The sequence below is a fragment of the Mucilaginibacter sp. PAMB04168 genome, from assembly GCF_039634365.2.
Taxonomy (GTDB): domain Bacteria; phylum Bacteroidota; class Bacteroidia; order Sphingobacteriales; family Sphingobacteriaceae; genus Mucilaginibacter.
The window spans coordinates 3,805,352-3,828,959 of sequence record NZ_CP155079.2; the positions used below are offsets into that span (position 1 = coordinate 3,805,352).

Sequence of the window (23,608 nt, forward strand, 5' to 3'; positions counted from 1 at the left end):
AATGACAATTGTTAGCTGGTTTGCGCTAACAACTTTTGATTAATGCGGCCAATCAGCGCCGGCCCTTCGTAAATAAAGCCGGTATATAATTGCACTAATACCGCGCCGGCAGCTAATTTCTCCAACGCATCCTCCGGTGAGTGTATGCCACCCACTCCTATTATTGGAAACGATTGATTAGACTTTTGCGCCAAATACTTGATTACTGCTGTTGAGCGTTGCGTTAAAGGCTTACCACTCAAACCACCCATTTCATTAACCACGCTTTGCGGCGCTGCTAATCCATCCCGACTTATGGTTGTATTTGTGGCAATTACGCCGGCGATACCGGTTTTTTGTACAATCTCAACAATATCGTTCAGTTGCTCATCCGTTAAATCGGGTGCTATTTTAAGCAGTATCGGCCTGCTAATATCATTTTTGCGATTGCGTTGCTGCAGCGTGTTCAGGATGTTCATCAATGGTTCTTTTTCCTGCAGCGCCCGTAAGCCGGGTGTGTTAGGCGAGCTTACATTTACCACAAAATAATCAACCACATCAAACAGGCGGTCAAAACATTTTATGTAGTCGCTTACGGCGTCTTCGTTAGGCGTGTTTTTATTTTTGCCGATATTGCCGCCAATAATGACCGGATTTTTGGCAGCCTCAGCACTTTTGCGGTAAGCAGCTATACGCGATGCCAGTACATCTACCCCAAGGTTATTGAATCCCATTCGGTTAATTAAAGCGCCATCGGCAGGCAGTCTGAACATACGGGGTTTGTCGTTCCCGGGTTGTGGCAATGGTGTTACCGTGCCCACTTCAATAAAACCAAAACCCAGGTTAGCCATTTCGGCTATGGTATCGCCGTTTTTATCAAACCCGGCTGCCAAACCAACCGGATTTTTAAATTTCAGACCGAATACCTCGCGCTCCAGTCGCTTATCGTTCACTGCCCAAATTGAACGACTAAGTGCCGCCCCACCGGGTAACCGGTTAAAGCGTTTCAGGTTGCGGGTTACAAAATAATGTACCTTTTCAGGATCGAACTTAAATAAAATGGGTTTAAGTATGGAATACATAGCGCGAAGTTATAGCTTTATACACTCAGTTTGCAGATTTGATGCAAAGAATATACTTTAGCAAACCAACTTATTATAATGAGTAACCAATTTAACCGACGTAATTTTATAAGCAGTGCCGCCACAGCCACTCTTGCTGCCATCGCTATACCCGATATGGTATCGGCTGCTGTAAAAAATGAGAATGCTAAAAAGCTAACCTTAAATGCTAATGATATCATCCTGTTTCAAGGTGATAGTATTACCGATTCCGGTCGCAACCGCACTAATACATCGCCTAATAGTAACGGGATGCTGGGCAGTGGTTATCCATACCTGGCCAGCGCCGATCTACTGCTCAAAAACCCCGGAAAGGATTTCAAGATATATAATAGGGGGATCAGCGGAAACAAAGTTTTTCAATTGGCCGACCGCTGGGATGCCGACTGCCTGCAGATTAAACCCAATGTACTGAGCATAATGATAGGCGTGAACGATTTTTGGCATACGCTAACCAACGGTTACCAAGGCACGATTGATACTTACCGTACTGATTACAGGAAGCTGTTAGACCGTACTAAACAAGCGCTACCCGATGTGAAATTTATTATAGGTGAACCGTTTGCGGTTAAAGGTGTTAAATCTGTAAACGATAACTGGTATCCCAAATTCAATGAATACCGCCGGGTGGCGCGCGAAATTGCTGCCGAATACGATGCGCCTTTCATCCCTTACCAGGATGTATTTGATGAAGCACAAAAAACAACCCCAGGCAGCTACTGGACTGCTGACGGCGTACACCCTACTCTTGCAGGCGCCAACTTAATGGCCCAGGCATGGTTAAAAGCAGTGAAGTAATACAGATAGTAATGTACAAACATTGAGTATAGTTAGCTATGCTCAATGTTATAAGCGCTGGCCTGTAGCATGGCCAGTATATTTTCATCCTCGATAATTTTCATACCCAGCCTTTCGGTATTTACACCATTTTCCAGCTTATAGTTGTAAAAAGCGTCGTTTCCTTTTAAGCTGGTGCTAAAGCATTTAAAAAAAACGCCATTGGTTTCCTGCAATTGCTCGGCAACTTCTATAATATGAGTCGATACAATTAATATACATTTTTTAACTTGGGCAAGCGCCTTAATGATTGCCAGTGATGCATCATAAGCATCCTTTACATTTGTACCTCTAAAAAGCTCATCAAAGATCACTACAATGCTTTGAAGGTGGTTAATATGTTGAGCCATTTCTTTAACTCTTAAAACCTCAGCATAGAAATGGCTGTGCCCTAAATTTATATTGTCTGAGAGATTGATGGTGGTAAACAAGCCTTTAAACAAGGAAGTCTTCATTGCCGACGCAGGTACAGGAAAACCAATATGTGCCAGCAAAACAGCAACGCCGATTGATTTAAGCAGGGTAGATTTACCAGCCATATTTGCCCCCGTTACAAAACACAGGTTGTGTTTGGCGAAACTGATGTTGTTGGTTACCGGTCGTTGAACAAACGGATGGAACAAGTTTTCTAACTCTAACACAGGACCATCTTTATCAACAATTACCGGGTATGAAAACCCTCTTGATGCAGCAGTGCAGGCTACTGCGTTATAAACATCTATCTCATAAACCATATCTAAAAATGCTTTCACCTGTTGATGCGCTTTTCGTCTGAACAAATAATCACACCGCTCGAGATCCATTGCACTTAGGTAGCGCTTGTTTTTTAAACTGCTGATAATAATGCCATCCCCTGCATCAAGGAGTACACTCGTACAAAGGGCAAAATCAACAAATAATGACGGCCTGTGTTGTGAATGGATACTTTGAAAAAAGTTATCCATATAATTAAGCAACTTCACCAATAACCCAACCCCTCTTTTAACCACATAATAATGGTTTGAAGGACTAATCTTATTCAATAAATCATTTTTAACAGCCCTAACTTTTGATACGCTATCCGGACTTTGCCCCTGCCTAAGGTAATGTTCAATAAAGTCCAGCTCTTCCTTGTCAAACTTAATCCCGAATTCATTTACATGTAAGTAAGCTATTACAGCCGATCGATTCCGCAGCAATTCCATATCAGCCAATGGGTGATTAAACAACTGGATAAGCATTGTCTGTCCTCCCAACGTATCAGGCTTAAATAAGCTCGTTAAGGATTGCTGTGTTCCTGAACCAGCTACTGCCAAATCGGCCAGCGTTTGTCGATCTAATGTAAATTGCATAAATAAGGAGGGCGATGTTATAGTAACTTTATTTAGGGTGAATTAGTATGATTCTAACGTATTCATTTTTAAGGTAATGCCAAACGCAATATTTGAATCAATTAAAGCATTTTTGACAATCCCCTTTACCTTTCCTCTTTAGCCTTTCGGCCCAAAATGGTATATTTGTAGGTAAATGATTGCTATAAATAACCTGACGTTCGAGATTGGTGCCCGTGCCCTGTATGATGAAGCTAACTGGCATATTAAACCCGGAGAAAAAATAGGCCTAATTGGGGCCAACGGAACCGGTAAAACTACTTTACTTAAAATTATTGTAGGCGACTACAAACCTACATCGGGCACTATATCAAAAGCCAAGGATTTAACTATTGGCTATCTGAACCAGGATTTGCTTTCTTATTCGTCAGACAAATCGATTTTGCACGTGGCGATGGAAGCTTTTGAACGCCAAAATCAACTACATACAGAAATTGAAGCGCTATTAAAAAAACTGGAAACCGACTATAGCGAAGATTTATTGCACAAACTGAGCGACAAACAAAGCGAGTTTGAAGCTTTGGACGGTTACAGCATTGAATATAAGGCACACGAAATTTTAGCCGGTTTAGGTTTTGCTGATGAAGATCAGGAACGCAAACTGAGCACGTTTTCGGGTGGGTGGCGCATGCGGGTTATGCTGGCCAAAATACTTTTACAAGCACCCGATATTTTGTTGCTGGATGAGCCTACCAACCACTTAGACTTACCCTCTATTGTATGGTTGGAAGATTACTTAAGAAACTTTGAAGGTGCTATTGTAATCGTATCGCATGATAGATGGTTTTTGGACAAGGTAATTAACCGTACGGTTGAATCGCGCAAAGGTAAGCTCACGGTTTACTCAGGCAATTATACTTTTTACCTGGAAGAGAAAGGCATGCGTGAAGAAATTCAGCGTGGTGAGTTTAAAAACCAGCAAGCTAAAATTAAACAGGAAGAGCGCCTGATTGAGCGTTTCCGAGCCAAGGCATCTAAAGCCAAAATGGCCCAGTCGCGCATAAAAATGCTTGATAAAATGGAACGGGTTGATGATGTGGATGATGATAATCCATCCGTTAACTTCACCTTTAAATTTGGCAAGCAATCGGGCCGTAACGTTATCACTGTAGAAGGCATAAACAAGAGCTATCCTAATTTAACTATACTGGATAATGCCGATGCTATAATTGAAAAAGGCGATAAAATTGCATTGATTGGTGCTAACGGCCGTGGTAAATCTACCTTGTTACGCATTATTGCAGGTGCCGACAAGGAATTTACGGGCAAATGTGAAACTGGTTACAACGTAACACAAACCTTTTTTGCCCAGCACCAGCTGGAGTCGCTGCATTTGGAAAGTGAAATTTTGCAGGAACTTCAAAACTTTGCCCCTAAGCATACCGACACTGAGCTGCGCTCTATTTTAGGTTCGTTTCTATTTACGGGCGACGATGTGTTTAAGAAAATCAAAGTACTATCGGGTGGTGAAAAATCGCGGGTTGCGCTGGCTAAGGCCCTTACAGCCGATGCTAACTTCCTGATACTGGATGAGCCTACCAACCACCTGGATATGCAATCGGTAAACATCCTTATACAGGCCCTGCAACAGTACGAGGGCACGTTTATAGCGGTATCGCACGATAGGTACTTTCTGGATAATATTGCCAACAAGATTTGGTTTATCGAAGATCATAAGATTAAAGAATACCCGGGCACTTACCAGGAATACGAGGAATGGATGAGCAAGCGAAAGTTTGAGCCTAAAGCTACACCTGCTCCTCAGCCTAAAAAAGAAGAAAAGAAAGAGCCTGTTAAACAACAGCCTACAGAAGATAAAAATAAACAGTTAAAAAAGCTGAACGGCGATTTAACACGCATGGAGCAGCAAATAGCCGACTTGGAAAAAGAGGTAAAACAGCTGGAAAGTAAATTAGCCGAAGATGGCGTTTTTAACAACGCTGCTAAGTTAAAAGAAACCAATGCCACCTATCAGCAAAAGCAAAGCCAGCTTAAACAGGTACAGGGGCAATGGGAATCTTTGGCCGAACAGATTATGGAGCTGGAAGCTTAAGGCTTACTTATACCTGTAAAATGTCATTTCGAGTGATAACGAGAAACCTTTTTAAAGCTGCAGGACGCAAAGTCTGCAATTCAAAAAGGTGGTTCTCTAACGTTCGGAATGACATTTTTTTTGCCGCTCTTTTAACATGCGCTTTTTTTCTGAGCTTCGGTATACTACCATCTCAGGCACAAACAGGCATGCAGTATACCGATCACACGTATCGCGCAAGCATCAAAAGTGTGGAATGTTATAATACTACTAAGCCGGGTTCCTTCCCTATCATACAACTACGCTCTAACGAACAAATAACGCTGGCTTTTGATGATTTAGAAGGCCGTAGCCGCAATTACTATTATACGATTGAACATTGTGACGCGCAGTGGAACACTTCCCGCCTGTCGCCGGCTGAGTACCTGCAGGGCTTTATGGAAGACCGCATTATGGATTACAATTACTCTAGCGGTACGGTGCAAAAGTATATTCATTATGAAGTTAAATTGCCTAATCAGAACCTCAGTCCTAAACTACCCGGCAATTACCTTCTGAAAGTTTATGAGGATAATGACCAAAGTAAGCTCATTATTACTCGCCGCATTTATGTAACCGGCTCGGCTACAGGTATTAGTGCCGAGGTGGTACCATCAAATAACGTGACCTTAAGGCTGCGGAATCAGAAGCTCAACTTTCAGGTAAGCTACGGCGGCCTTAACGTGCAAAACCCTTATAATGATATTAAGGTAGTGGTGATGCAAAACGGCCGGCCCGAAACTATGCAGCTCAATACAAAACCAACGTTTATCCGAGGCAATCAGCTAATTTACAATGACTATAACATCAACGATTTTGCTGGTGGCAATGAGTTTAGACATTTTGATACACGCACGTTAAAATTAAACTCTGAGCGCATTGCACGCATATTTAAGGATACGGCTAACACCGTTTTATTGCTCGGAGATGAAAGCCGGAATCAAAACGCTTATTTGTTTCAGTATGATATTAACGGCAGCTTTTACGTAATTAACCAGGACGGCCGCGATGCCCGCACCGACGCAGACTATGCATATGTATTCTTTAACCTCTCGGCTAGCAGCGTACCGTCAAAAGGCGATATCTATCTTACTGGCAAGTTTAACAATTATGAGTTGACAGAAGCAGGTAAACTGGTGTTTGACGCCTCCCGTAACCAGTATACCGCCCATGCCCTGCTTAAGCAAGGGGTATATGATTATCAGTACGTATGGATAAACTCCGATACAAAAAAACCCGACAGCCAGCCATTAGAAGGTAGCTATTTTGAAACTGAGAATGACTATCAGCTCCTGGTTTATTACCGCCCCCCCGGCTCGCGCTGGGAGGAACTCATTGGCTACAAAGTGGTGAACACTAAGCGCTGACTGAGCAGGGCGAGGTGCTCAATATGACGGAAAGGTCAAAAATTCTCAAGGTAAACACACACCAACTTGCATCACTTTCTTCCGCTTCTCGTACCCGCTCCCCACCCCTTACCTCTCGCTCGCGCTCTAACAAAAAATTTTATCTTTGCCTTATGCAAGCCAAAAAGCCTCAGGAATCTTTAGTTATAATGAATGAACTGGTATTACCTAATGATACCAATATGATGCACAACCTGATGGGGGGGCGCTTGCTGTACTGGATGGATATTGCAGCGGCCATGTCGGCCCAAAAACATAGTAACCGCCTGGTGGTTACCGCATCTGTTGACAATGTTTCCTTTCAGCAATCTATTAAACTGGGCGATGCCGTAACTATTGAGGCCAAGGTTACGCGTGCATTCAACAAATCTATGGAAGTGCGGCTGGATGTGTGGGCACAAAACATACCGTCGGGTACTAAAGTTAAGAGCAATGAGGCTTATTATACCTTTGTAGCCTTAGATGATGCGGGCAAACCAGTGGCTGTTTCTGAAATTGAACCAGAGACCGAGCAGGAACAACTGATGTATGACGGCGCATTACGCCGTCGTCAATTACGTCTTATATTAAGCGGCCGTATGGAACCCAATGATGCTACCGAATTGAAAGCGTTGTTTTTGGCAGCTAAGCACGAGTAACCTGACTAATCATCTCAGAAGCAATTCATCTATAAAAAAAAGCTGTCGCTTCTTACTTACGTTCGAAACGACAGCCCTGCTATTGAGACGAAGCTTTGCTTAAAAATGTCCCCTTATTTTGTTATAGATCTGTTCATCGTACAATTTTCTTAATTGCTGATGCACATCTGCAGATAGCGGAGCCAGATCTGATGCCTCTACATTACTGTCAACCTGACTAATTTTCGAAGCACCTGGAATAACTGTAGTTACTTCAGGATGGTCTAAAATCCAACGAATAGCCCACTGCGCCATCCGTTCGTCAGGTAACAGTGTTTTAATTTTGTCCGAAAGGTTAACCCCTTCTTTAAAATCTATTCCAGAGAACGTCTCACCTGCGTTAAATGACTCACCATTTGCGTTAAAATTACGGTGATCATTACTTTCAAACTTAGTTTCTTGGGTAAACTTTCCGCTTAAGAGCCCGCTGGCCAGGGGCACACGCACAATCAGCGCCACTCCTTTTTCTTTGGCTTTGGCAAATACCTCGTCGGCCACGTGCTGGCGAAACAAATTGAAGATGATTTGCAGCGATGCCAATCCCTCTTGCTCCAAGCATAAAAGCGCTTCTTCCGAAGTCTCCACACTGGCGCCAAAATACTTAATTAAGCCTTCCTGCTGCAATTTGCGCAAGTGGTCAAATACCTTCCCCGAGCGCATTTCTTCAGTAGGAATACAGTGTAATTGTTCTAAAAACAATTGCGATACCCCCAGGTGCTGTAGCGAATCTTCAGCCTGGCGCTTCATAGCGTCGTAAGTAAAATTTTGCGGCCATCCATTACCATCATCGCCGCGCCGACCTAACTTTGTAGCAATGTAAATTTTTTTGCCAACCGTTTTTAAAAATTTACCAATAACCGTTTCGCTCACGCCCATGCCGTATACATCGGCCGTATCAATAAAGTTACCGCCTGCATTTGTGTAAGCTTCTAATATTTGCAAGGCTGCCTCTTCGTCAACGTTGCCCCAATCTGCACTGCCCAATTGCCATGTGCCCAAGCCCACTTCGGCCACCTGTTCTTCTTTAAATGATCTGTATTTCATGCTAGATATCGAAAACTTTTATCTCGAAAATGATGTCTTTTTAATAATGCTGTTTAAGACGAACAAACAACTTTACTTAAAGATTGAATACTGCAATGATTATTTAACTGCCCATTTCAATAATGCGGTCAAACTCTGTCGCCTTAAGTTCCATTACCGACAAACGACCTTGCCTAACCAGCGAAATATCTTTTAACTGATCATCAGCCTTGATCTGCTCGAGCGTAACAGGGTTCTTCAAAGATTCAACCGGCGACAAATCTACCACTACCCAGTTAGTATCATCCGTAGTTGGATCCTGATAAGCTTCTTTAACCACCTTGGCAATCCCTACCACCGCCTTACCCTCATTACTATGGTAAAACAGTACTAAATCGCCTTCCTGCATTGCTTTCAGGTTATTACGCGCCTGGTAATTGCGTACCCCATCCCAAAAGGTCCGCCCATCCTGGTTAAACTTTTCCCAACTGTATTTGAAAGGTTCTGATTTGACTAAAAAATATCGCATAAATCCCTGATTCTGATAATGTTTAAGCAGTTTTGCTTTGTCGTTAGAAGGCCTGACGACGACAGTAGCTACAAAATAAGGCAAAAAAATGCAACAATTAAAAAGGTCGCTACTAATTCATGGCATAGGAAGACTATGAGTTTTTTCTAGCCGGCCTAACTATTGTGAAGGCATAGACAAGCTGTTTATTTACTTCCACTACATATTAAGTGGCGAACAGAATCAGGACGACATTTACAGGCTTGCAAGGTGTAAAACTGTTTGAAATAATAAGGACCTATCTTGTTGCATGATCCTAACGTATATACAATGGTTGTAGGTTAGCTCTGTTCTTCACCCCTCTTAAGGGATAGCCTTTTTTAAGTATTAAATAATCATAACAAGCATGTGATTTCCGCCTTTAAGGTTTGCAAAAGCATTACCGAAAAAACATCGCATACTAATTTGTCCGATTTTAATGATTATCTGCAAACCAGAGCATTAAACATTTGTATTTAAGAATATGGTATCTGACAAAGATTCTCCCTCTCAACTTTATGCTATCAGCAGGTCTCAAATAGAGCATGATGACATTTCCATAGGCATGAGGCTGATCTGGCTTAATAACTGCCTGGCATTTATGTTTGGTGTATATGCTGCAGTTACCCTATTTTCATCACCAACTACCTACTGGCATGCCAAGGCACAAATGTTAAGTATTGTGCTCCCGTATGTTGGCGTATTGGTAAGCCTCTTTACCTTGTTAGATATCGTAAAGGCTATAAGGCGGATGAGCAATATTAGAAAAGATTACGAACTACATAAGAATGCCGAACTTAGCGGCATACCCATGCTGGATGGAACTTATTTCGACCGCCTGTTTCAGCGGCTCTCCCCGGTAGCACAAGCCCTGTTTTTTTTGCTGATCTGGCTCTACCTTCTGCTTTATGACAAGCAGGTGTTTTAATGCATATTGCATCATTAACACTTACGTCAGCTTGCTTTTGGTTGGCTATGCTTGTAAATTAAACATTTATTGATTGCTCACTTAATGGTTATGGACGAACGCTTTTTGTTAGAAGTGATTTATAACGGAGAAGTATTAAAGTATGATGCTGAATTTCGCAATTACGGCTATGTCCAAAAGGTAGCGGTAGATTTGGATGGCTTAATAGTATTTTTTGAGCCCGATGAAGAAGGAAGTTACAGAGCATTAATCAACCCAGAACAATTATCTGACAAAAATAACAAGCTGGAAATTGGTTTACTTCAGGCTATTGCTTTAAGATTACAGGCGCTTCAAGCGTGAACTAAGATGTTGTTTTGAAGGAAACCACCAGTACATTAATTTTTTTCATTAAATGTGGCCGGCAAGTATTTGATTAAGCAAAAGGTATCTTCATATAAAAAGTTGAGCCTTTTTTTACCTCGCTTTTAACGGTTAAGTGCCCGCCCAGCGCCTCTATGTGGCTTTTTACTAAAAACAAGCCCAGGCCTTTCCCTTCAACCTTAAAATCAAATCGTTTGTAGGGCTTAAATAATTCATGGCCGTGCTTATTCAAGTCAATACCTTTACCGTTATCGGCAACATAAATTACGGTATGCTCATCCGTAAGGTAATAATCTATTTTAATGTAAGGCGTTTGGTGTGATTTATACTTAATAGCGTTACTGATTAGGTTATAAAAAATGCTGTGAAGGTAAGCGCGGTTGGTGCGCATTACCACTGGTTTAACCGGTATTTTCACATCTGCATCAGTCATTAAAATTTGGGGCTGTAAATCTATCAATACCTGTTGCAGGGTATCCTGTAAGTTTACGGGTTCTTTCAACAGCTCTTTGCTTGCATTATTTACGGTAAGTATATAACTTAGGTCTTTAATTACGGTGTCAAGATTGCTGGCCGATTTAGATAATTCCTTGAGCGTCTGATTTAACGTTTCGCTGTCGTCTTTAAATAACTCCATCAAATTAATTAGTCCAACGATATTGGCTACAGGCGAACGAAGGTTATGCGATACAATGTATGCGAACTGGTGCAGTTCCTTATTTTGCCGATACAAATCATCGGCCAGTAAACGGAGCTCCATTTCTGTTTTGCGTTTTTCAGTGATGTCAGAATGTATAGTAATACACATTTCCATCTCACCTTCCTCATTCAAAACGGGCGCAAGTCTAAGCAAGTTCCAATAACTGGTTCCATCTTTTTTATAACAGAGCACTTCGCCTTCCAATGGCAGGCCGTTCGCCATTTTTTGCCGGGCTACTTTAGCTACCTCTGTGTCGGTTTCGTCCATTTTAAGCAATTCTCCCAAACCCTTGCCTATGGCATCCATGCGGGTGTAACCGCTCATTTGCGTAAACCCATCATTAATAAGCTCTATCTCAAAATTCTTGTCCAACACCGCCACCCCATTGGTAGCTTTATCGGCCACAAGTGATAGTTTTTTAAGATTTTGCTGCAGCGCTATTCGTTCGGCAATATTTTTTACTACTAAATAAGTTTCGATAGTTTTGCCATGATAAATAACAGGTATCATGGTTAAGTTTACATCCAGTGGTTGTTGTTGGGCTGTCAAAATCTGAATATCAAACGTTGACCCTTTACCGAACTTGGTTGTATTAACGTATTCTCGTAACACCCGCTGACGGTATTTGGTAAGCACAAAATTCACAAACGCGGTTTGTTGCAATACAGCCAGGTTGTAACCTGCATCGGCGTAAAGCTGCGGGTTAATATTTGTAACCTCGCCATCGTTATTTAACCTTAACACACCAAATGGATGCCCTTCGAAAAAGGAAGCATGTGTTTGTTTAACTTCATCCATTTCCTGCTGCGCCTGCTTGGTCACATCACTCAGGCTAATCATTATGGTGTGGCTGTTGTTGCCTTGTTGCGGCAGGCAAGTAAGTACCATGCCGGCCCATTTAACTGCATCTTTGCAAAAAAAAGCTATACGCGGCAGGTTAAGGCTATCCTGAAAATAAGGCTCACTCAAAAAGTTGTTAACTAACTGCGCGTAGGTAGGTAGTAAGTAATTTTGTATGGGCTTTTGCTGTAATTCAGAAAGATGATAACCTGACCAGGCCTGAAATGAATTATTAAAAAAGGCTATTCGCCCTTCTGCATCCAGCAGCAAATGAAAATTCATGTATGTAACGTTGGGATGATGCCATCCGAAAGTACAACTAAAAACTCTAAAGCGTAAATTAAAGAGGTGATATTATTATAACTGTTATTTAAGTTAAAAGGAACTTTACTCAAAATTAAAATATGCCGCAAAACATTCATTTCTTTAGACAGTTTAAACAAAAAGCTCAATAACTATAATATGAAAAACGGATTATTTGAATACGGAGACGAGGTGGTAATTACGGCTACCGATGAAAAAGGCACTGTAAATATAAACCAGTTAAAAGATGGTGACCCTGTTGAGGTAGCATTGGCATCGGGAGAGGTAAAGCAGTTTAACGAAGATGAACTGGACTTTGATGAAGATTACCAACCAGACAATACAGGCGAATAACGTATAAAACCAAGAGTTAAGAAACTAAAACCATGTTATTATTCCTTAGCTCTTGGTTCTCTTTAATGCAGTACCTTAAATACTAATTCTTTTAAGAGCTCGCCGTGCGATGCAGAAGAGTTTAGGCCTTTGCTTTTAAGATCATACTCGCGTAGCCAGCCTATAATTTGGGTAGAACGATAATAGTCGAAGCTGCGGGCTGCCATTTCATAATCCTTGATAAAATATGGGTTTACGCCCAACTCGCGTGCAACGTTTTGTGGTGTTTTATCTTTCACGTAATGGTACAGTAGTACCTTACTGAAAAAATTATTAAGATTACCTAGTATAAGCACAATAGGGTTTGCCTTGGGGTTAGCTTCAAAATAATTTATAATCTGATTGGCTTTTAGCACATCTCTTTTAATAAGCGCCGATTGCAGCTCAAATACATTGTATTCCTTGCTTATACCAATATTATCCTGAACATCCTTTAATCCAATCTCCTGCCCTGCCGCAATGTTGAGCATTAGCTTATCCAGCTCGTTAGCTATCTTAGAAAGATCATTACCCAAATACTCACAAAGCATGGCAGCCGCCTGGGCGCTAATTCGATACTTTTTTTCGGTGGCATAGCTCTCAATCCAGGCCGGTATCTTATTATCATACAAAGATGCCGACTCAAATACCAAACCGTTCTTCTCAATGGCTTTGTAAGCCTTTTTGCGCTTGTCAAACTTTCCGTACTTGTAACAAAATACCAGTACAGTACTGTTAAGTGGATTTTCGAAGTAGCTCAGCACTGGGTTTATGCCTTTCTTATCGGCATCTTCCTTGCCCCACTTCATATCTTGTGCTTCTTTTATAAGGATAACCTGGTATTCAGCCATCATTGGGTAACGCTTAGCTGCGTTAAGCACCGTCATTATATCGGTATCCTTTCCGTACAAAACGGTTTGATTAAAGCCTTTTTCCGCATCAGACAGCACATTGTCTTCTATATAATTGCCAATCAAATCAATAAAGTACGGCTCCTCTCCGTGCAGCAGGTAAAGCGGCTTAAAACGGCGGTTTTTTATATCTTTTATAATGTCGTTAGCGGTCATTGTATAAGGGCAAATTTACGAATACCGATTAGGATTTGGCAGATTTAATACGGAATTTAGCCGCATGGATTTGTTGCAGCCTTTGGCTTTGCCACCCTACCCTTTTAAGTTAACAGAGCAAAGCGGCCAACTCTATATATTTGACGATATACGTAAAAAGCAACTGGTTTTAACCCCCGAGGAATGGGTACGGCAACACTTTGTGCAGTACCTTATTCAGCAAAAAAGCTATCCCAAAACACTTATTAAGCTTGAGGGAGGGCTCAAAGTACATGGTATGGCCAAACGATCCGACATCGTTGTATTTAATCCGGCGGGAGAAAAAGTATTAATGGTTGAATGCAAAGCGCCGGGCGTGGTCATAGATCAAAAAGTATTTGACCAGGTTGCCCGTTATAACATAACTCACCGCATAAAGCTGCTGGCAGTTACCAATGGCTTGCAGCACTATTATTGTGCCATTAACTTTGACAAGAAAAACTACCGTTTTTTAGAAGAACTGCCCGCCTACGGGTTATTTTAGGCCGACGGTTGATTAAACATGGCCTTACGGTTCACTAACGTAATAATCTTCTGCTTTAACTCTTCAGGTTTAAAAGGTTTCGAAACATAATCGTTCATACCTGAACTAAACACTTTTTCGCGTATATCAGTTAACGCCGATGCCGTTAACGCAATGATAGGTATACTTGCCTTTTGCGAATCGGGCAGTTTACGTATCTCCATAGCAGCATCAAACCCGTTTAATACCGGCATCTGCAAATCCATCAGCACAATATCAAAGTTGCCATACTGCATCATTTCTATTGCACGCTCACCATTTTCGGCAAACGACGCCTTTACTTGCCACTTCGAGAAAAACTTCTTCATAAGCATGGTATTAACCATGTTATCCTCTGCTACCAGTATATTAAGGTGGTTTATTTGACTATCACTGTCATCACTGTTACTAACTTTTGTAGCAGGTTCTTCTAGTCTTTCTGTTGCTACAGGCAAATCAAGATTAAAAGCAAACTCCGATCCCTGCCCGGGCTTACTGTTGACTTCCATTTGCACACCCTTTAACTCCAGTAAACGTTTAACTATGGCTAAACCTAAACCGGTACCACCATATTTTCGCGTAGTGGTAATGGATTCTTGTGTAAAAGGTTCGAATATCGCCTTTAAGTTATCGCGCTCAATGCCAATCCCCGAATCCCTAACCGAGAACCGGATCAGGACCTGATTATGCCTGTCTTCTACACAATTTACCTTTACTTCAACAAAGCCCTGGCGGGTAAACTTAATGGCGTTGCTTACCAGGTTAAAAATAATCTGTGTAATACGGGTAGGATCACCAATTACAATGCGGTTACGCAGTGCATCATCTATCTTTAGCTTAAATATCAGCCCTTTTTCGTTTGCCTTGATGATCTGGCCGCCGCAAATATTGTGCATCAACTCCATAAGGTTGAACCGAATGTTTTCAAACACAACCTTCCCTGATTCGATCTTATTAAAGTCGAGCACATCGTTTACAATAGCCAGCAGGTTGTTGGCCGAAAATTTGAGTATTTCCAAATTTTCCAACTGATCGGGCCGTGGATTACCCATTAACAACAGATTGCTCATCCCAATTACCGCGTTTAATGGTGTGCGTATTTCATGAGACATGGTAGACAAAAACTCTGACTTGGCATGCGACGATTTCTCGGCCTTTTCGATAGCTGTTTCCAAATTCAGATTAAGGCGAGCCTGGTCTTCACTGGTACGTTTAAGTTGCCAGATATTCTTCAAAAATGCATTGTAGAAGTGATTGTGTATGAACACCATCAAAGTAAAATTCGCTATAACGCAAATGATAATGGTGGATTGCTCTAACACCTCAGGCTTCATGTCGATGATGTATATGTTATTATAGCTATAAACCATAAATAACAGAACAGGCAACAAATTGGCTAATGAGTATAACAAGCCCCAATTTTGCCCAAGCATATAAAAAGCAAATATTATAATGAGCAGTACTAATTGCACTGTTAAAATATCAACTTTTTGAAAAATCAAAAATGCGTCCGAAAGGTTAATAATTGTACCTATCACCAGCAGGATATGGGCAACGGCTTTCCAGTCAGCTTTCCACGTTAGGTATTTAAATAGCACGGCAGCTATAACCAATACGCTTGCGGCAATTACTACTAATGCGCTTTGACGCAAAAAAAGCACATTTATTAATACAGCACTTACAGATACAAAAACCAGAAACATACCATAATACAACAAGCGAATACGCGCTTGCGTAAGCATTGACTGCCCCGCAAACACAATATTCTTTATAGAGAGGTTAAAAAAACCTGCTTCGTTACTCATTTTTATTACAGTTTGTACTTATCAATTAGGGTTAATAATAAGTATTAGGTTGGGCAATAATTAAAGTTGTTTATTTGGTATTACCCCTGTGGTGCAATTAGTTTGCCAAAAAATTCAAATTATCTTCAATTATCTGCAGCTTGGCTTGTGCATCGGCCTTTTTCTTGCGCTCATTCTCTATAATTTCGGGCTTTGCGTTGTTAACGAATTTTTCGTTAGATAGTTTAGCATCAACAGATTTCAGGAAGCCGATTAAATACTCTTTTTCCTTTTGCAAGCGTACCCGCTCTTCCTCTGCATCTATATTATTGCTCAACGGTATAAAAAATTCGTCTGTTGATACCATAAAGTTTACAGCACCAGCTAATTTATCATCTGTGAAGCCGATGCTCGAAATATTACCCAGCTTAGTGATAATGGGCACAAAAACCTCATAATTTACCATTGAATTTTGCTTGATGAATAGTTCGAGGCTTTCTTTAGGAGACAGCTTTTTTGCGTTGCGGGTATTGCGTATTTCAGTAATTATCTGTTTTATATTTTCGCATCGCGTCAACAGTTGTGTATCTGTTTGCTCAACTACAGGCAATTGTGCAACAATACAGCAATCTCCAGCCGCACGGTTTCCAAATAGGTCGTCATGCCATAACTCCTCGGTAATAAAGGGCATAAACGGATGCAATAACTTCAATATATCTTCAAAGTAAGCTATTGTCACTCTAAAAGTCTCGGCATCAATGGGCTGCTGGTAAACCGGCTTAACCATTTCAAGGTACCAGGCACAAAAATCGTCCCATACGAGTTTATAAACGGCCATTATGGCTTCAGATAAACGGTACTGATCAAACAGGCCTTCAATTTCACCCAAGGCCTCGTTGAAACGGTTTTTAAACCAGCTTATCGCCGTCGTGTTAGGATTTTCTAACTCCTGACTTACCTCCCAGCCTTTTACCAACCTGAAGGCATTCCATATCTTATTGGCAAAATTACGGCCTTGCTCACAATAGCTTTCATCAAACATGAGGTCGTTACCTGCGGGCGAGCAAAGCAGCATACCCACGCGTACACCATCTGCACCGTATTTTCCGATCAAATCTATAGGATCGGGGGAATTACCAAGCGATTTTGACATTTTACGGCCCAGTTTATCGCGCACTATACCGGTTAAGTACACATTCTTAAACGGCGCTTTACCTTTAAACTCATGCCCCGCCATAATCATACGCGCCACCCAAAAGAACAGGATCTCAGGTGCAGTTACCAGATCGTTGGTTGGATAGTAATAATTAATATCTGCGTTGTCAGGGGCCTTAAATCCATCAAAAACAGAAATGGGCCACAACCATGATGAAAACCAGGTATCCACCACATCTTCATCCTGGCGCAAATCTGCTATAGTTAAGTGTGTGTTTTGTGTATCCAGCTTCTTAGCTTCTTCTAAAGCCTCAGCAGCCGTTTTAGCAACTACAAACTGCCCATTAGGAAGGTACCAGGCGGGTATTTGTTGTCCCCACCAGAGCTGCCGGCTAATGTTCCAGTCGCGCACGTTCTCCATCCAGTGCCGGTAGGTATTAATGAACTTATCGGGTATGAGTTTTACGTCACCATTTAATACATAATCCAGCGCTGGTTTGGCCATCTCGCCCATCTTGCAAAACCACTGCATAGATAGTTTAGGCTCAATTACAGCATCAGTACGCTCCGAGAAACCTACTTGCGATTTGTATTCTTCAACTTTCTCCAACGCGCCGGCCTCTTCCAACAGCACGGCTATCTTTTTGCGAGCTGCAAAACGATCTTCGCCTATAAGTATCTCGGCACTGTCATTCAACGTTCCGTCATCGTTTAAGATGTCTATCACCGGCAAATTGTGTTTTTGGCCCAGCTCATAGTCATTTAAATCGTGTGCAGGTGTCACTTTAAGACAGCCTGTACCAAAATCCATGGTTACATACTCGTCCAGTATTACTGGTATCTCGCGGTTAATTAGCGGCACTTTAACTTTCTGACCATGCAAATGTGTATACCGCCCATCTTCGGGATTTATACATACCGCCGAATCGGCCATTATCGTTTCGGGCCGGGTGGTGGCAATAGTGATATAGTTAGCAGGCCCCTCGGTTGTTTGTGCCGGATCAAGTTCATTGATAACTGATAGTTGCTCGCCCACAATTTCATAACGTATGTAGTAAAGTTTCTGATTTACTTCCTTACGGATCACCTCCTCGTCAGATACTGCGGTAAGTCCTCTCGGGTCCCAGTTAATCATACGTACCCCTCTGTAAATCCAGCCTTTTTTATAAAGATGAATAAAGGTATCAATAACTGCTTCAGATAAATCATCCTCCATAGTAAAGCGGGTGCGGTCCCAGTCGCATGATGCGCCCAGCTTTTTTAACTGATCCAAAATTATACCGCCGTATTTCTCTTTCCACTCCCATGCGTAGTTTAAGAACTCTTCGCGGCTGAGGTCAGTTTTAGCAATGCCGCGTTCTTTGAGCATAGCAACAACCTTAGCTTCGGTTGCTATACTTGCATGGTCGGTACCGGGTACCCAACAAGCATTTTTGCCTTTCATGCGGGCCCGGCGTATCAATACGTCCTGAATGGTATTGTTAAGCATGTGCCCCATATGCAGCACACCGGTAACGTTAGGTGGGGGAATAACTATAGTGTATGGTTCACGCTCATCGGGCACCGATTTAAAAAACTTATGTTCGAGCCAATAGCTGTACCATTTATCTTCAACTTCATTAAACTGATAGGTCTTTGAAATACTCATAGCCTGCAAAAATAATGTTTTGCAGCAAATAACTTAGCTAAGTACAGCAAACGATTACATATAAATATGAATGTTAATTTCGCAGCTATTCCTTTTAAAACTAGGGTGTTTACTCACAAGCCCCGGTGTAAGCTTACACGCCTGCGGTATTTACTTTAAGTAAGTAACTGCCCACTATTGGTAAGGTATAAAACTCATTTTTGGGCATAAAAAAAGCGCCATGTTTAATAATGGCGCTCTACTCACATTTAGCAGGGAGGTAGCTGGCTGGCCTTACTCCTGCATTTGGAATACGATTGGAATAGTATATTTTACACGCACAGGTTTACCGTTTTGCATGCCGGGTTTCCAAGCTGGTGCTAATTTAAGCACCCGCATGGCCTCGCGGTCAAGCTCAGATACTACACCTTTTATAACTTGCAGATCGGTTAAACGACCATCCTTCTCAATAATGAAGCTGATCACCACACGGCCTTGCACCTCGGTATCAGGGTAGCGTATATTCTTTTGCAAAAACCTGCTCCACGCAGCTGCACCACCATACGGCTCAGGCATAACGTCCAATCCATCAAGGGTTACTGGATCGTTTGTGGTGCCCTCTCCACTACCTCTTGGATCGGTGATGGGGCCGTTGCCCGGGCCAACCTGGGTTGTGGTATTTAAAACCGGCTGGTTATTCTTGCCCTCATTATTTACGTTCGAAATAACCCTCTCATCAATTGGAGTTGGTTCTGTAGTTACCGGATTATTTGTTACTACCGGTTCAACATATCGACGGCTGGCTACGTCTGTTTTCGGTGATGTTACTTCTGTTTTAAGCCCCTGAGCTTGAGGTTTTAGCTTGGCCTCAATTGGCTTTTCTACCTTAGGTGGTTCTACATACTTCGTAGGTTTAAAATCCCTATCTATTATTACTTCAGCCGGTTTTTTATGCCCAAAAACGATTGTTAGAGACACCGCGGCGACTGTAAACCCTAACACAGTTACGGCTAATGCCTTAAGCATATTTTCGCCGTAATGGGCTCTTAAATCATAAGCGCCATAATTTTTGTTCCGGCCAGCGAATACAAGGTCGAGCCACTCGGTCTTGTACAAATCAAATTTTGGGTTAAGCATAGTGATTGAAATTATATTTTAAATATAACATCAAACACCTCTTATTTATTTCACCGTATCTTATTATTGTAAAAATAATATTTACAGATACATGTTATAACAAACTTTCTATTTCAAACACGCTTTTACAAGAAAAAAGCTAATGAATTGTTTAATTCATTAGCTTTTTTAAACAGCCATACGTGCTGATTATCAGCACAAATATGGTTGGCAAAGAAATTATCTACCAATTCTGGGTATTAACTTTCTTTAAACCTGCGGGGTTACTTTTTGCCGGCTCGGGGTTATTAATATAATTTTGAATAAGCTTGTCCACTTTAGCACAATAAGCACCCAACTTATCTAAATAATTATTAAGCTGTTTATCGCTTATTTTTCCTTGCGCTTTTTCAAGGGGGGTAGTAATGCCCGTAGGTGCAAACACGCCAAAACGGTTGCGCTGATATGGCGTAAACATAAAATCGGTTATCATGAGCCGGTACTTGTTATCTTTAAAATCAACAGTCAACTTATAGGCAATTTGCCCATCTTCCTGCCCGGTTACTAAACCCTGTTTGTACACCAGCATACCGCCCTTAGCGGCCATGCCGCCGTTATCAACCACAGTGGCAGACTGCACGCCCGGCTCATTCTTTTTGAGATATGCTGCCAGCAACTCCGCGCTAACTGGTTTGCTTACCGGCTTTACTTGGAAATAAGTATACTGGTTTTGCTCGTTTAACGACAACAGCCCTTTTTGTGCATAGCTAAACTGGCCTATACATAAAGCTATAAATAATAACATTAACTGTTTCATCATAAAAAAGGGCTACCGGGATTAACATCGGCAGCCCTCAAATTTAATTTTTTGTTTTACTTAAAACGCGTACACAGCTGCGAATAAAAATTGGCCGGCTGATTTACTTGGTGCACCACTCTTTTTAAAGAAAGAAGCATCACTTTTGGCGTTATCTAAACGCACTTCAGGGATAAAAGTAAGCGGCCCGGCTTTCACATTAGCCGTTAAAGTAAATGCCTTTACGTTATCACCTGGGATAATATTGGAGTAAGCGGCACCTGTTTTGGCCTTATTTTTAAAAAACTCACCTCTTAAACCTAATGTTACGGCATCAGATACCGAGTATTGCGGATACAGTGCGGCACCGGAAAACCCTCCGCCATCTTCTGGCAATGATAGGGTTGCTGCATTTAAGCCCAATTTGAACTTGTTGGTTATTTGATAAGAGGTTGTTAAATCAACTTCAGTACCCGAAGCATAGCCGCTCAACAAATTCACATAGGCTGTCCAACCGGTAACCGGGCTTACCATTAGCTGTGCACCAAAAGTTGATACATCACGGCTTGATTGGTAACTGTTCCAGCTGTCATTAAATACGCCAGCCATCAGGCTTACCTTATCAGTAAAAGCATAAGTAAGCTTTACACCAGCATTTTGGAATGGACCGTTAGTAAATAAATAAGAAGTTGAGTAGTTGAAATTACCTACCGGCGATATCACCTCATAACCTACAAAAGTAGCCATGTACCCCGCAGTAACGTTCAATTTATCGGTCAGATCATAACCTACATACAAGTTTTGAATGTGGAAGCTTTGGCTACCTATTACATTGGTATTATTGTAAGGTACGCCATTATCATTAACAACAATACCGCCTGTTAAATCCTGATTGGGTATTGATTGCCCCTGACCACGCGGACCGAACGACAATTCGCCTACAAACAAGGCCTTTTTATACTTCTTTTTTACTCCTAAATCAACCATTCCTATGGAAATAGAATTGGATTCATTGGCAAAGCTGGTAGCAATGTTTGCATTTTTTTTACCGGCAAAATCATACTTGTAATAAGTATCAACCGAGCCAAAGATAGTTAAGCCCGGATCGGCCGTTGCCGGGGTGGCCTTGGTCGTGTCTTGCGCCTGCGAAGCGTAGGCGGCAAACAATAGTGCACCTGCAAGTAAAAATTTCTTTTTCATGTGTGATAATTTAATTAAGGGTTTGATGTTGAATTAATTATACGTTTACCGAATGCCTTTGCAATAGACATAGCAATGGCTAACCAGCTATTTTGTTGAAATAACACGGGCAATTAAGCACGGCAAATTTTCAGTTAATGAAGCAGATAATAAAAGCGCTGCATTGGTATAAAATGCAGCGCTTTTATTAATATTTACACGGTAAGGCGTTGTGATGTGTAACGCTCGTCGTGCTGGCTGGCATCCAAACCAAGCTCTTCTTCTTCGGTAGTTACGCGAAGCGGCTCAATTAGGTTAACCAGTTTAAAAATCAGGAATGATACGATAAAGCTAAATGGTATTACTACCGCAAGGCCTTTCAGTTGGGTAATCAGGAAACCCACGTCGCCATACAACGCACCGTTAGGGCCTCCTGCATTTACAGTTTTGGTAGCAAAAACACCGGTAAGGATCATACCTACTATACCTCCCACACCGTGGCAAGGGAATACATCTAACATATCATCAAGGCTGGTAGTAGTTTTCCAGTGTGCAACCAGGTTTGATATAATTGCCGCAATAAAGCCGATAAAGATACTTTGCGGAATTGCCACAAAACCTGCACCCGGCGTAATAGCAACTAAACCAACTACCGCACCTATACAAAAACCTAAAACCGATGGTTTTTTACCGCGCAGTACATCAAAAAACATCCATGATAAACCGGCAGCACCAGCAGCAGTATTAGTAGTAAGGAAAGCAGAAACAGCTAAAGGGTTTGCAGCCAGCGCAGAGCCTGCATTAAACCCAAACCAACCGAACCACAACAAACCGGTACCAATTAATACATATGGAATGTTGGCGGGCGGAATTGATAAACCTTCAATATGAGCTTTGCGGCGTTTTAAAACAATAGCACCAGCCAAAGCAGCACAACCGGCTGAAATGTGCACTACAGTACCACCGGCAAAATCCCACACACCCATTACCGCTAAAAAGCCTTTTGGATGCCAGCTCCAGTGTGCTAAAGGCGCATAAACCAGTAAGCTAAATAGAACAGTAAATAAAATGTAGGAAGTAAAACGTATACGTTCGGCAATAGCACCCACTACCAAGCCGGGAGTGATAATGGCAAACATTAACTGGAAAACGGCAAATAAAGAACGTGGAATGGTAGGAGCCAAATTCCATGGACCGCTTGAGTTCACACCTTTGAAGAAAAGGTGGGTACGCGGATCACCAATGAAACCGCCAATAGAATCGCCAAAGCACAGGCTATAACCTACTACGATCCATAAAACAGTTACTACTCCGGCCGCTACCACACTTTTAATCATGGTCGACAATACGTTTTTCCGTGTCACCATACCGCCGTAGAAAAAGGCAAGACCTGGTGTCATCAGGAAAACTAGTGCTGAAGCCACAATTACCCAGGCAATGTCGGCACCGTTATATTTGGTAACATCGGCAAAGTCTGGGAGAGCGGGAATAAAAATAGAAACGACCGCTATTGCGAGTAATACAATGAAAGGGAGATACCTTTTAAACGAATTTTCCATGCTTTTTTGTCTTTTTGGGTTAGTTTTTAATCATTAAGTGAATATTTTATTTAGTTTTTCTAAATTTAGCAACAAAAATGTAAAAAACTACAAATATTTTTAATAAAATTTTGCCAAACACACATTTTGCCTAATAAAATATCTCTACTTACCTTACAGTACAATTAAATTCGTTTAACAATAAATCTTCTGGCGTTTTAGTTGGCGTTAGTTACATTCCCTTTAACTTTTGTTAGGTAACCTTATT

20 protein-coding genes are annotated in these 23,608 nt (G+C 41.6%); 8 read left to right on the top strand and 12 right to left on the bottom strand.

From position 1 onward, the window contains the following. Window positions 1–11: 11 nt before the first annotated feature. Window positions 12–1,061, bottom strand: coding sequence for a quinone-dependent dihydroorotate dehydrogenase (locus ABDD94_RS16145; RefSeq protein ID WP_345951065.1), 1,050 nt, complete (start codon window positions 1,059–1,061; stop codon window positions 12–14). 78 nt (window positions 1,062–1,139) lie between these two features. On the opposite strand from ABDD94_RS16145, the gene ABDD94_RS16150 reads away from it, so the two are divergent. Next, entirely contained in the window at window positions 1,140–1,898 is a 759-nt protein-coding gene (locus ABDD94_RS16150; RefSeq protein ID WP_345953125.1) for an SGNH/GDSL hydrolase family protein, read from the top strand. Between the two features lie 32 nt (window positions 1,899–1,930). Here the strand turns inward: ABDD94_RS16150 and ABDD94_RS16155 are convergent, their stop codons facing one another. Continuing rightward, window positions 1,931–3,268, bottom strand: a complete 1,338-nt coding sequence (locus ABDD94_RS16155; RefSeq protein WP_345953126.1) for a hypothetical protein — start codon at window positions 3,266–3,268, stop codon at window positions 1,931–1,933. Between the two features lie 175 nt (window positions 3,269–3,443). Here ABDD94_RS16155 and ABDD94_RS16160 point away from each other — a divergent pair, with 175 nt between their 5' ends. From ABDD94_RS16160 to ABDD94_RS16170, 3 genes are all read left to right on the top strand, one after another. Continuing rightward, window positions 3,444–5,360 carry an ABC-F family ATP-binding cassette domain-containing protein gene (locus ABDD94_RS16160; RefSeq protein ID WP_345951062.1) on the top strand — a complete coding sequence of 639 codons (1,917 nt, stop codon included), beginning with the start codon at window positions 3,444–3,446 and terminating at the stop codon, window positions 5,358–5,360. A gap of 188 nt (window positions 5,361–5,548) precedes the next feature. Further along, the gene (locus ABDD94_RS16165; RefSeq protein WP_345953127.1) at window positions 5,549–6,745 is read left to right on the top strand and encodes a DUF5103 domain-containing protein; all 1,197 of its coding nucleotides are present in this window, start codon (window positions 5,549–5,551) and stop codon (window positions 6,743–6,745) included. 152 nt (window positions 6,746–6,897) lie between these two features. Beyond that, window positions 6,898–7,422 (top strand): acyl-CoA thioesterase, encoded by a 525-nt coding sequence (locus ABDD94_RS16170; protein ID WP_345951060.1) that lies wholly within the window; start codon window positions 6,898–6,900, stop codon window positions 7,420–7,422. Between the two features lie 99 nt (window positions 7,423–7,521). Here the strand turns inward: ABDD94_RS16170 and ABDD94_RS16175 are convergent, their stop codons facing one another. After that, window positions 7,522–8,505, bottom strand: a complete 984-nt coding sequence (locus ABDD94_RS16175) for an aldo/keto reductase (protein WP_345953128.1) — start codon at window positions 8,503–8,505, stop codon at window positions 7,522–7,524. Window positions 8,506–8,608: 103 nt separating this feature from the next. Then, window positions 8,609–9,013, bottom strand: coding sequence for an EVE domain-containing protein (locus ABDD94_RS16180; protein ID WP_345953129.1), 405 nt, complete (start codon window positions 9,011–9,013; stop codon window positions 8,609–8,611). 502 nt (window positions 9,014–9,515) lie between these two features. On the opposite strand from ABDD94_RS16180, the gene ABDD94_RS16185 reads away from it, so the two are divergent. Beyond that, window positions 9,516–9,959: a hypothetical protein gene (locus ABDD94_RS16185; RefSeq protein ID WP_345951057.1), complete on the top strand. Its 444-nt coding sequence runs from the start codon at window positions 9,516–9,518 to the stop codon at window positions 9,957–9,959. Between the two features lie 90 nt (window positions 9,960–10,049). Continuing rightward, the gene (locus ABDD94_RS16190; protein WP_345951056.1) at window positions 10,050–10,301 is read left to right on the top strand and encodes a hypothetical protein; all 252 of its coding nucleotides are present in this window, start codon (window positions 10,050–10,052) and stop codon (window positions 10,299–10,301) included. A gap of 73 nt (window positions 10,302–10,374) precedes the next feature. On the opposite strand, the gene ABDD94_RS16195 is transcribed toward ABDD94_RS16190, so the two are convergent. Beyond that, the gene (locus ABDD94_RS16195) at window positions 10,375–12,144 is read right to left on the bottom strand and encodes a PAS domain-containing protein (RefSeq protein WP_345951055.1); all 1,770 of its coding nucleotides are present in this window, start codon (window positions 12,142–12,144) and stop codon (window positions 10,375–10,377) included. A 180-nt stretch (window positions 12,145–12,324) separates the two neighbouring features. On the opposite strand from ABDD94_RS16195, the gene ABDD94_RS16200 reads away from it, so the two are divergent. Further along, the gene (locus tag ABDD94_RS16200; RefSeq protein ID WP_345951054.1) at window positions 12,325–12,519 is read left to right on the top strand and encodes a hypothetical protein; all 195 of its coding nucleotides are present in this window, start codon (window positions 12,325–12,327) and stop codon (window positions 12,517–12,519) included. Window positions 12,520–12,581: 62 nt separating this feature from the next. Here ABDD94_RS16200 and holA read toward each other — a convergent pair whose 3' ends face one another. Continuing rightward, complete coding sequence (gene holA, locus ABDD94_RS16205; RefSeq protein ID WP_345953130.1) at window positions 12,582–13,604, bottom strand: DNA polymerase III subunit delta; 1,023 nt, start codon at window positions 13,602–13,604, stop codon at window positions 12,582–12,584. Between the two features lie 64 nt (window positions 13,605–13,668). On the opposite strand from holA, the gene ABDD94_RS16210 reads away from it, so the two are divergent. Next, window positions 13,669–14,127: a type I restriction enzyme HsdR N-terminal domain-containing protein gene (locus tag ABDD94_RS16210; protein ID WP_345951052.1), complete on the top strand. Its 459-nt coding sequence runs from the start codon at window positions 13,669–13,671 to the stop codon at window positions 14,125–14,127. Here the strand turns inward: ABDD94_RS16210 and ABDD94_RS16215 are convergent. The 6 genes from ABDD94_RS16215 to ABDD94_RS16240 form a co-directional block, all read right to left on the bottom strand. Further along, window positions 14,124–15,950, bottom strand: a complete 1,827-nt coding sequence (locus tag ABDD94_RS16215; RefSeq protein WP_345953131.1) for an ATP-binding protein — start codon at window positions 15,948–15,950, stop codon at window positions 14,124–14,126. The two genes, ABDD94_RS16210 and ABDD94_RS16215, sit on opposite strands and share 4 nt — an antisense overlap. A gap of 97 nt (window positions 15,951–16,047) precedes the next feature. Next, window positions 16,048–18,732 (bottom strand): valine--tRNA ligase, encoded by a 2,685-nt coding sequence (locus ABDD94_RS16220; RefSeq protein WP_345953132.1) that lies wholly within the window; start codon window positions 18,730–18,732, stop codon window positions 16,048–16,050. Window positions 18,733–19,005: 273 nt separating this feature from the next. Then, on the bottom strand, window positions 19,006–19,848 hold the full coding sequence (locus tag ABDD94_RS16225; RefSeq protein ID WP_345953133.1) for a TonB family protein: 843 nt from the start codon (window positions 19,846–19,848) through the stop codon (window positions 19,006–19,008). Window positions 19,849–20,071: 223 nt separating this feature from the next. After that, window positions 20,072–20,647: a DUF4468 domain-containing protein gene (locus tag ABDD94_RS16230; RefSeq protein WP_345953134.1), complete on the bottom strand. Its 576-nt coding sequence runs from the start codon at window positions 20,645–20,647 to the stop codon at window positions 20,072–20,074. Window positions 20,648–20,704: 57 nt separating this feature from the next. Further along, the gene (locus ABDD94_RS16235) at window positions 20,705–21,823 is read right to left on the bottom strand and encodes a porin (protein WP_345953135.1); all 1,119 of its coding nucleotides are present in this window, start codon (window positions 21,821–21,823) and stop codon (window positions 20,705–20,707) included. A gap of 194 nt (window positions 21,824–22,017) precedes the next feature. Beyond that, window positions 22,018–23,361: an ammonium transporter gene (locus ABDD94_RS16240; RefSeq protein ID WP_345953136.1), complete on the bottom strand. Its 1,344-nt coding sequence runs from the start codon at window positions 23,359–23,361 to the stop codon at window positions 22,018–22,020. Between the last annotated feature and the right edge of the window lie 247 nt (window positions 23,362–23,608).

Bases quoted from the DNA above. Each gene is read 5' to 3' on its own strand.
- ABDD94_RS16180 (WP_345953129.1), bottom strand. From the start codon at position 9,013: ATGCGATATTTTTTAGTCAAATCAGAACCTTTCAAATACAGTTGGGAA.
- ABDD94_RS16200 (WP_345951054.1), top strand. From the start codon at position 12,325: ATGAAAAACGGATTATTTGAATACGGAGACGAGGTGGTAATTACGGCT.
- ABDD94_RS16190 (WP_345951056.1), top strand. From the start codon at position 10,050: ATGGACGAACGCTTTTTGTTAGAAGTGATTTATAACGGAGAAGTATTA.
- ABDD94_RS16155 (WP_345953126.1), bottom strand. From the start codon at position 3,268: ATGCAATTTACATTAGATCGACAAACGCTGGCCGATTTGGCAGTAGCT.
- ABDD94_RS16230 (WP_345953134.1), bottom strand. From the start codon at position 20,647: ATGATGAAACAGTTAATGTTATTATTTATAGCTTTATGTATAGGCCAG.
- ABDD94_RS16150 (WP_345953125.1), top strand. From the start codon at position 1,140: ATGAGTAACCAATTTAACCGACGTAATTTTATAAGCAGTGCCGCCACA.
- ABDD94_RS16175 (WP_345953128.1), bottom strand. From the start codon at position 8,505: ATGAAATACAGATCATTTAAAGAAGAACAGGTGGCCGAAGTGGGCTTG.
- ABDD94_RS16235 (WP_345953135.1), bottom strand. From the start codon at position 21,823: ATGAAAAAGAAATTTTTACTTGCAGGTGCACTATTGTTTGCCGCCTAC.
- ABDD94_RS16195 (WP_345951055.1), bottom strand. From the start codon at position 12,144: ATGAATTTTCATTTGCTGCTGGATGCAGAAGGGCGAATAGCCTTTTTT.
- ABDD94_RS16170 (WP_345951060.1), top strand. From the start codon at position 6,898: ATGCAAGCCAAAAAGCCTCAGGAATCTTTAGTTATAATGAATGAACTG.
- ABDD94_RS16160 (WP_345951062.1), top strand. From the start codon at position 3,444: ATGATTGCTATAAATAACCTGACGTTCGAGATTGGTGCCCGTGCCCTG.
- ABDD94_RS16220 (WP_345953132.1), bottom strand. From the start codon at position 18,732: ATGAGTATTTCAAAGACCTATCAGTTTAATGAAGTTGAAGATAAATGG.
- ABDD94_RS16225 (WP_345953133.1), bottom strand. From the start codon at position 19,848: ATGCTTAACCCAAAATTTGATTTGTACAAGACCGAGTGGCTCGACCTT.
- holA (WP_345953130.1), bottom strand. From the start codon at position 13,604: ATGACCGCTAACGACATTATAAAAGATATAAAAAACCGCCGTTTTAAG.
- ABDD94_RS16240 (WP_345953136.1), bottom strand. From the start codon at position 23,361: ATGGAAAATTCGTTTAAAAGGTATCTCCCTTTCATTGTATTACTCGCA.
- ABDD94_RS16215 (WP_345953131.1), bottom strand. From the start codon at position 15,950: ATGAGTAACGAAGCAGGTTTTTTTAACCTCTCTATAAAGAATATTGTG.
- ABDD94_RS16165 (WP_345953127.1), top strand. From the start codon at position 5,549: ATGCAGTATACCGATCACACGTATCGCGCAAGCATCAAAAGTGTGGAA.
- ABDD94_RS16145 (WP_345951065.1), bottom strand. From the start codon at position 1,061: ATGTATTCCATACTTAAACCCATTTTATTTAAGTTCGATCCTGAAAAG.
- ABDD94_RS16210 (WP_345951052.1), top strand. From the start codon at position 13,669: ATGGATTTGTTGCAGCCTTTGGCTTTGCCACCCTACCCTTTTAAGTTA.
- ABDD94_RS16185 (WP_345951057.1), top strand. From the start codon at position 9,516: ATGGTATCTGACAAAGATTCTCCCTCTCAACTTTATGCTATCAGCAGG.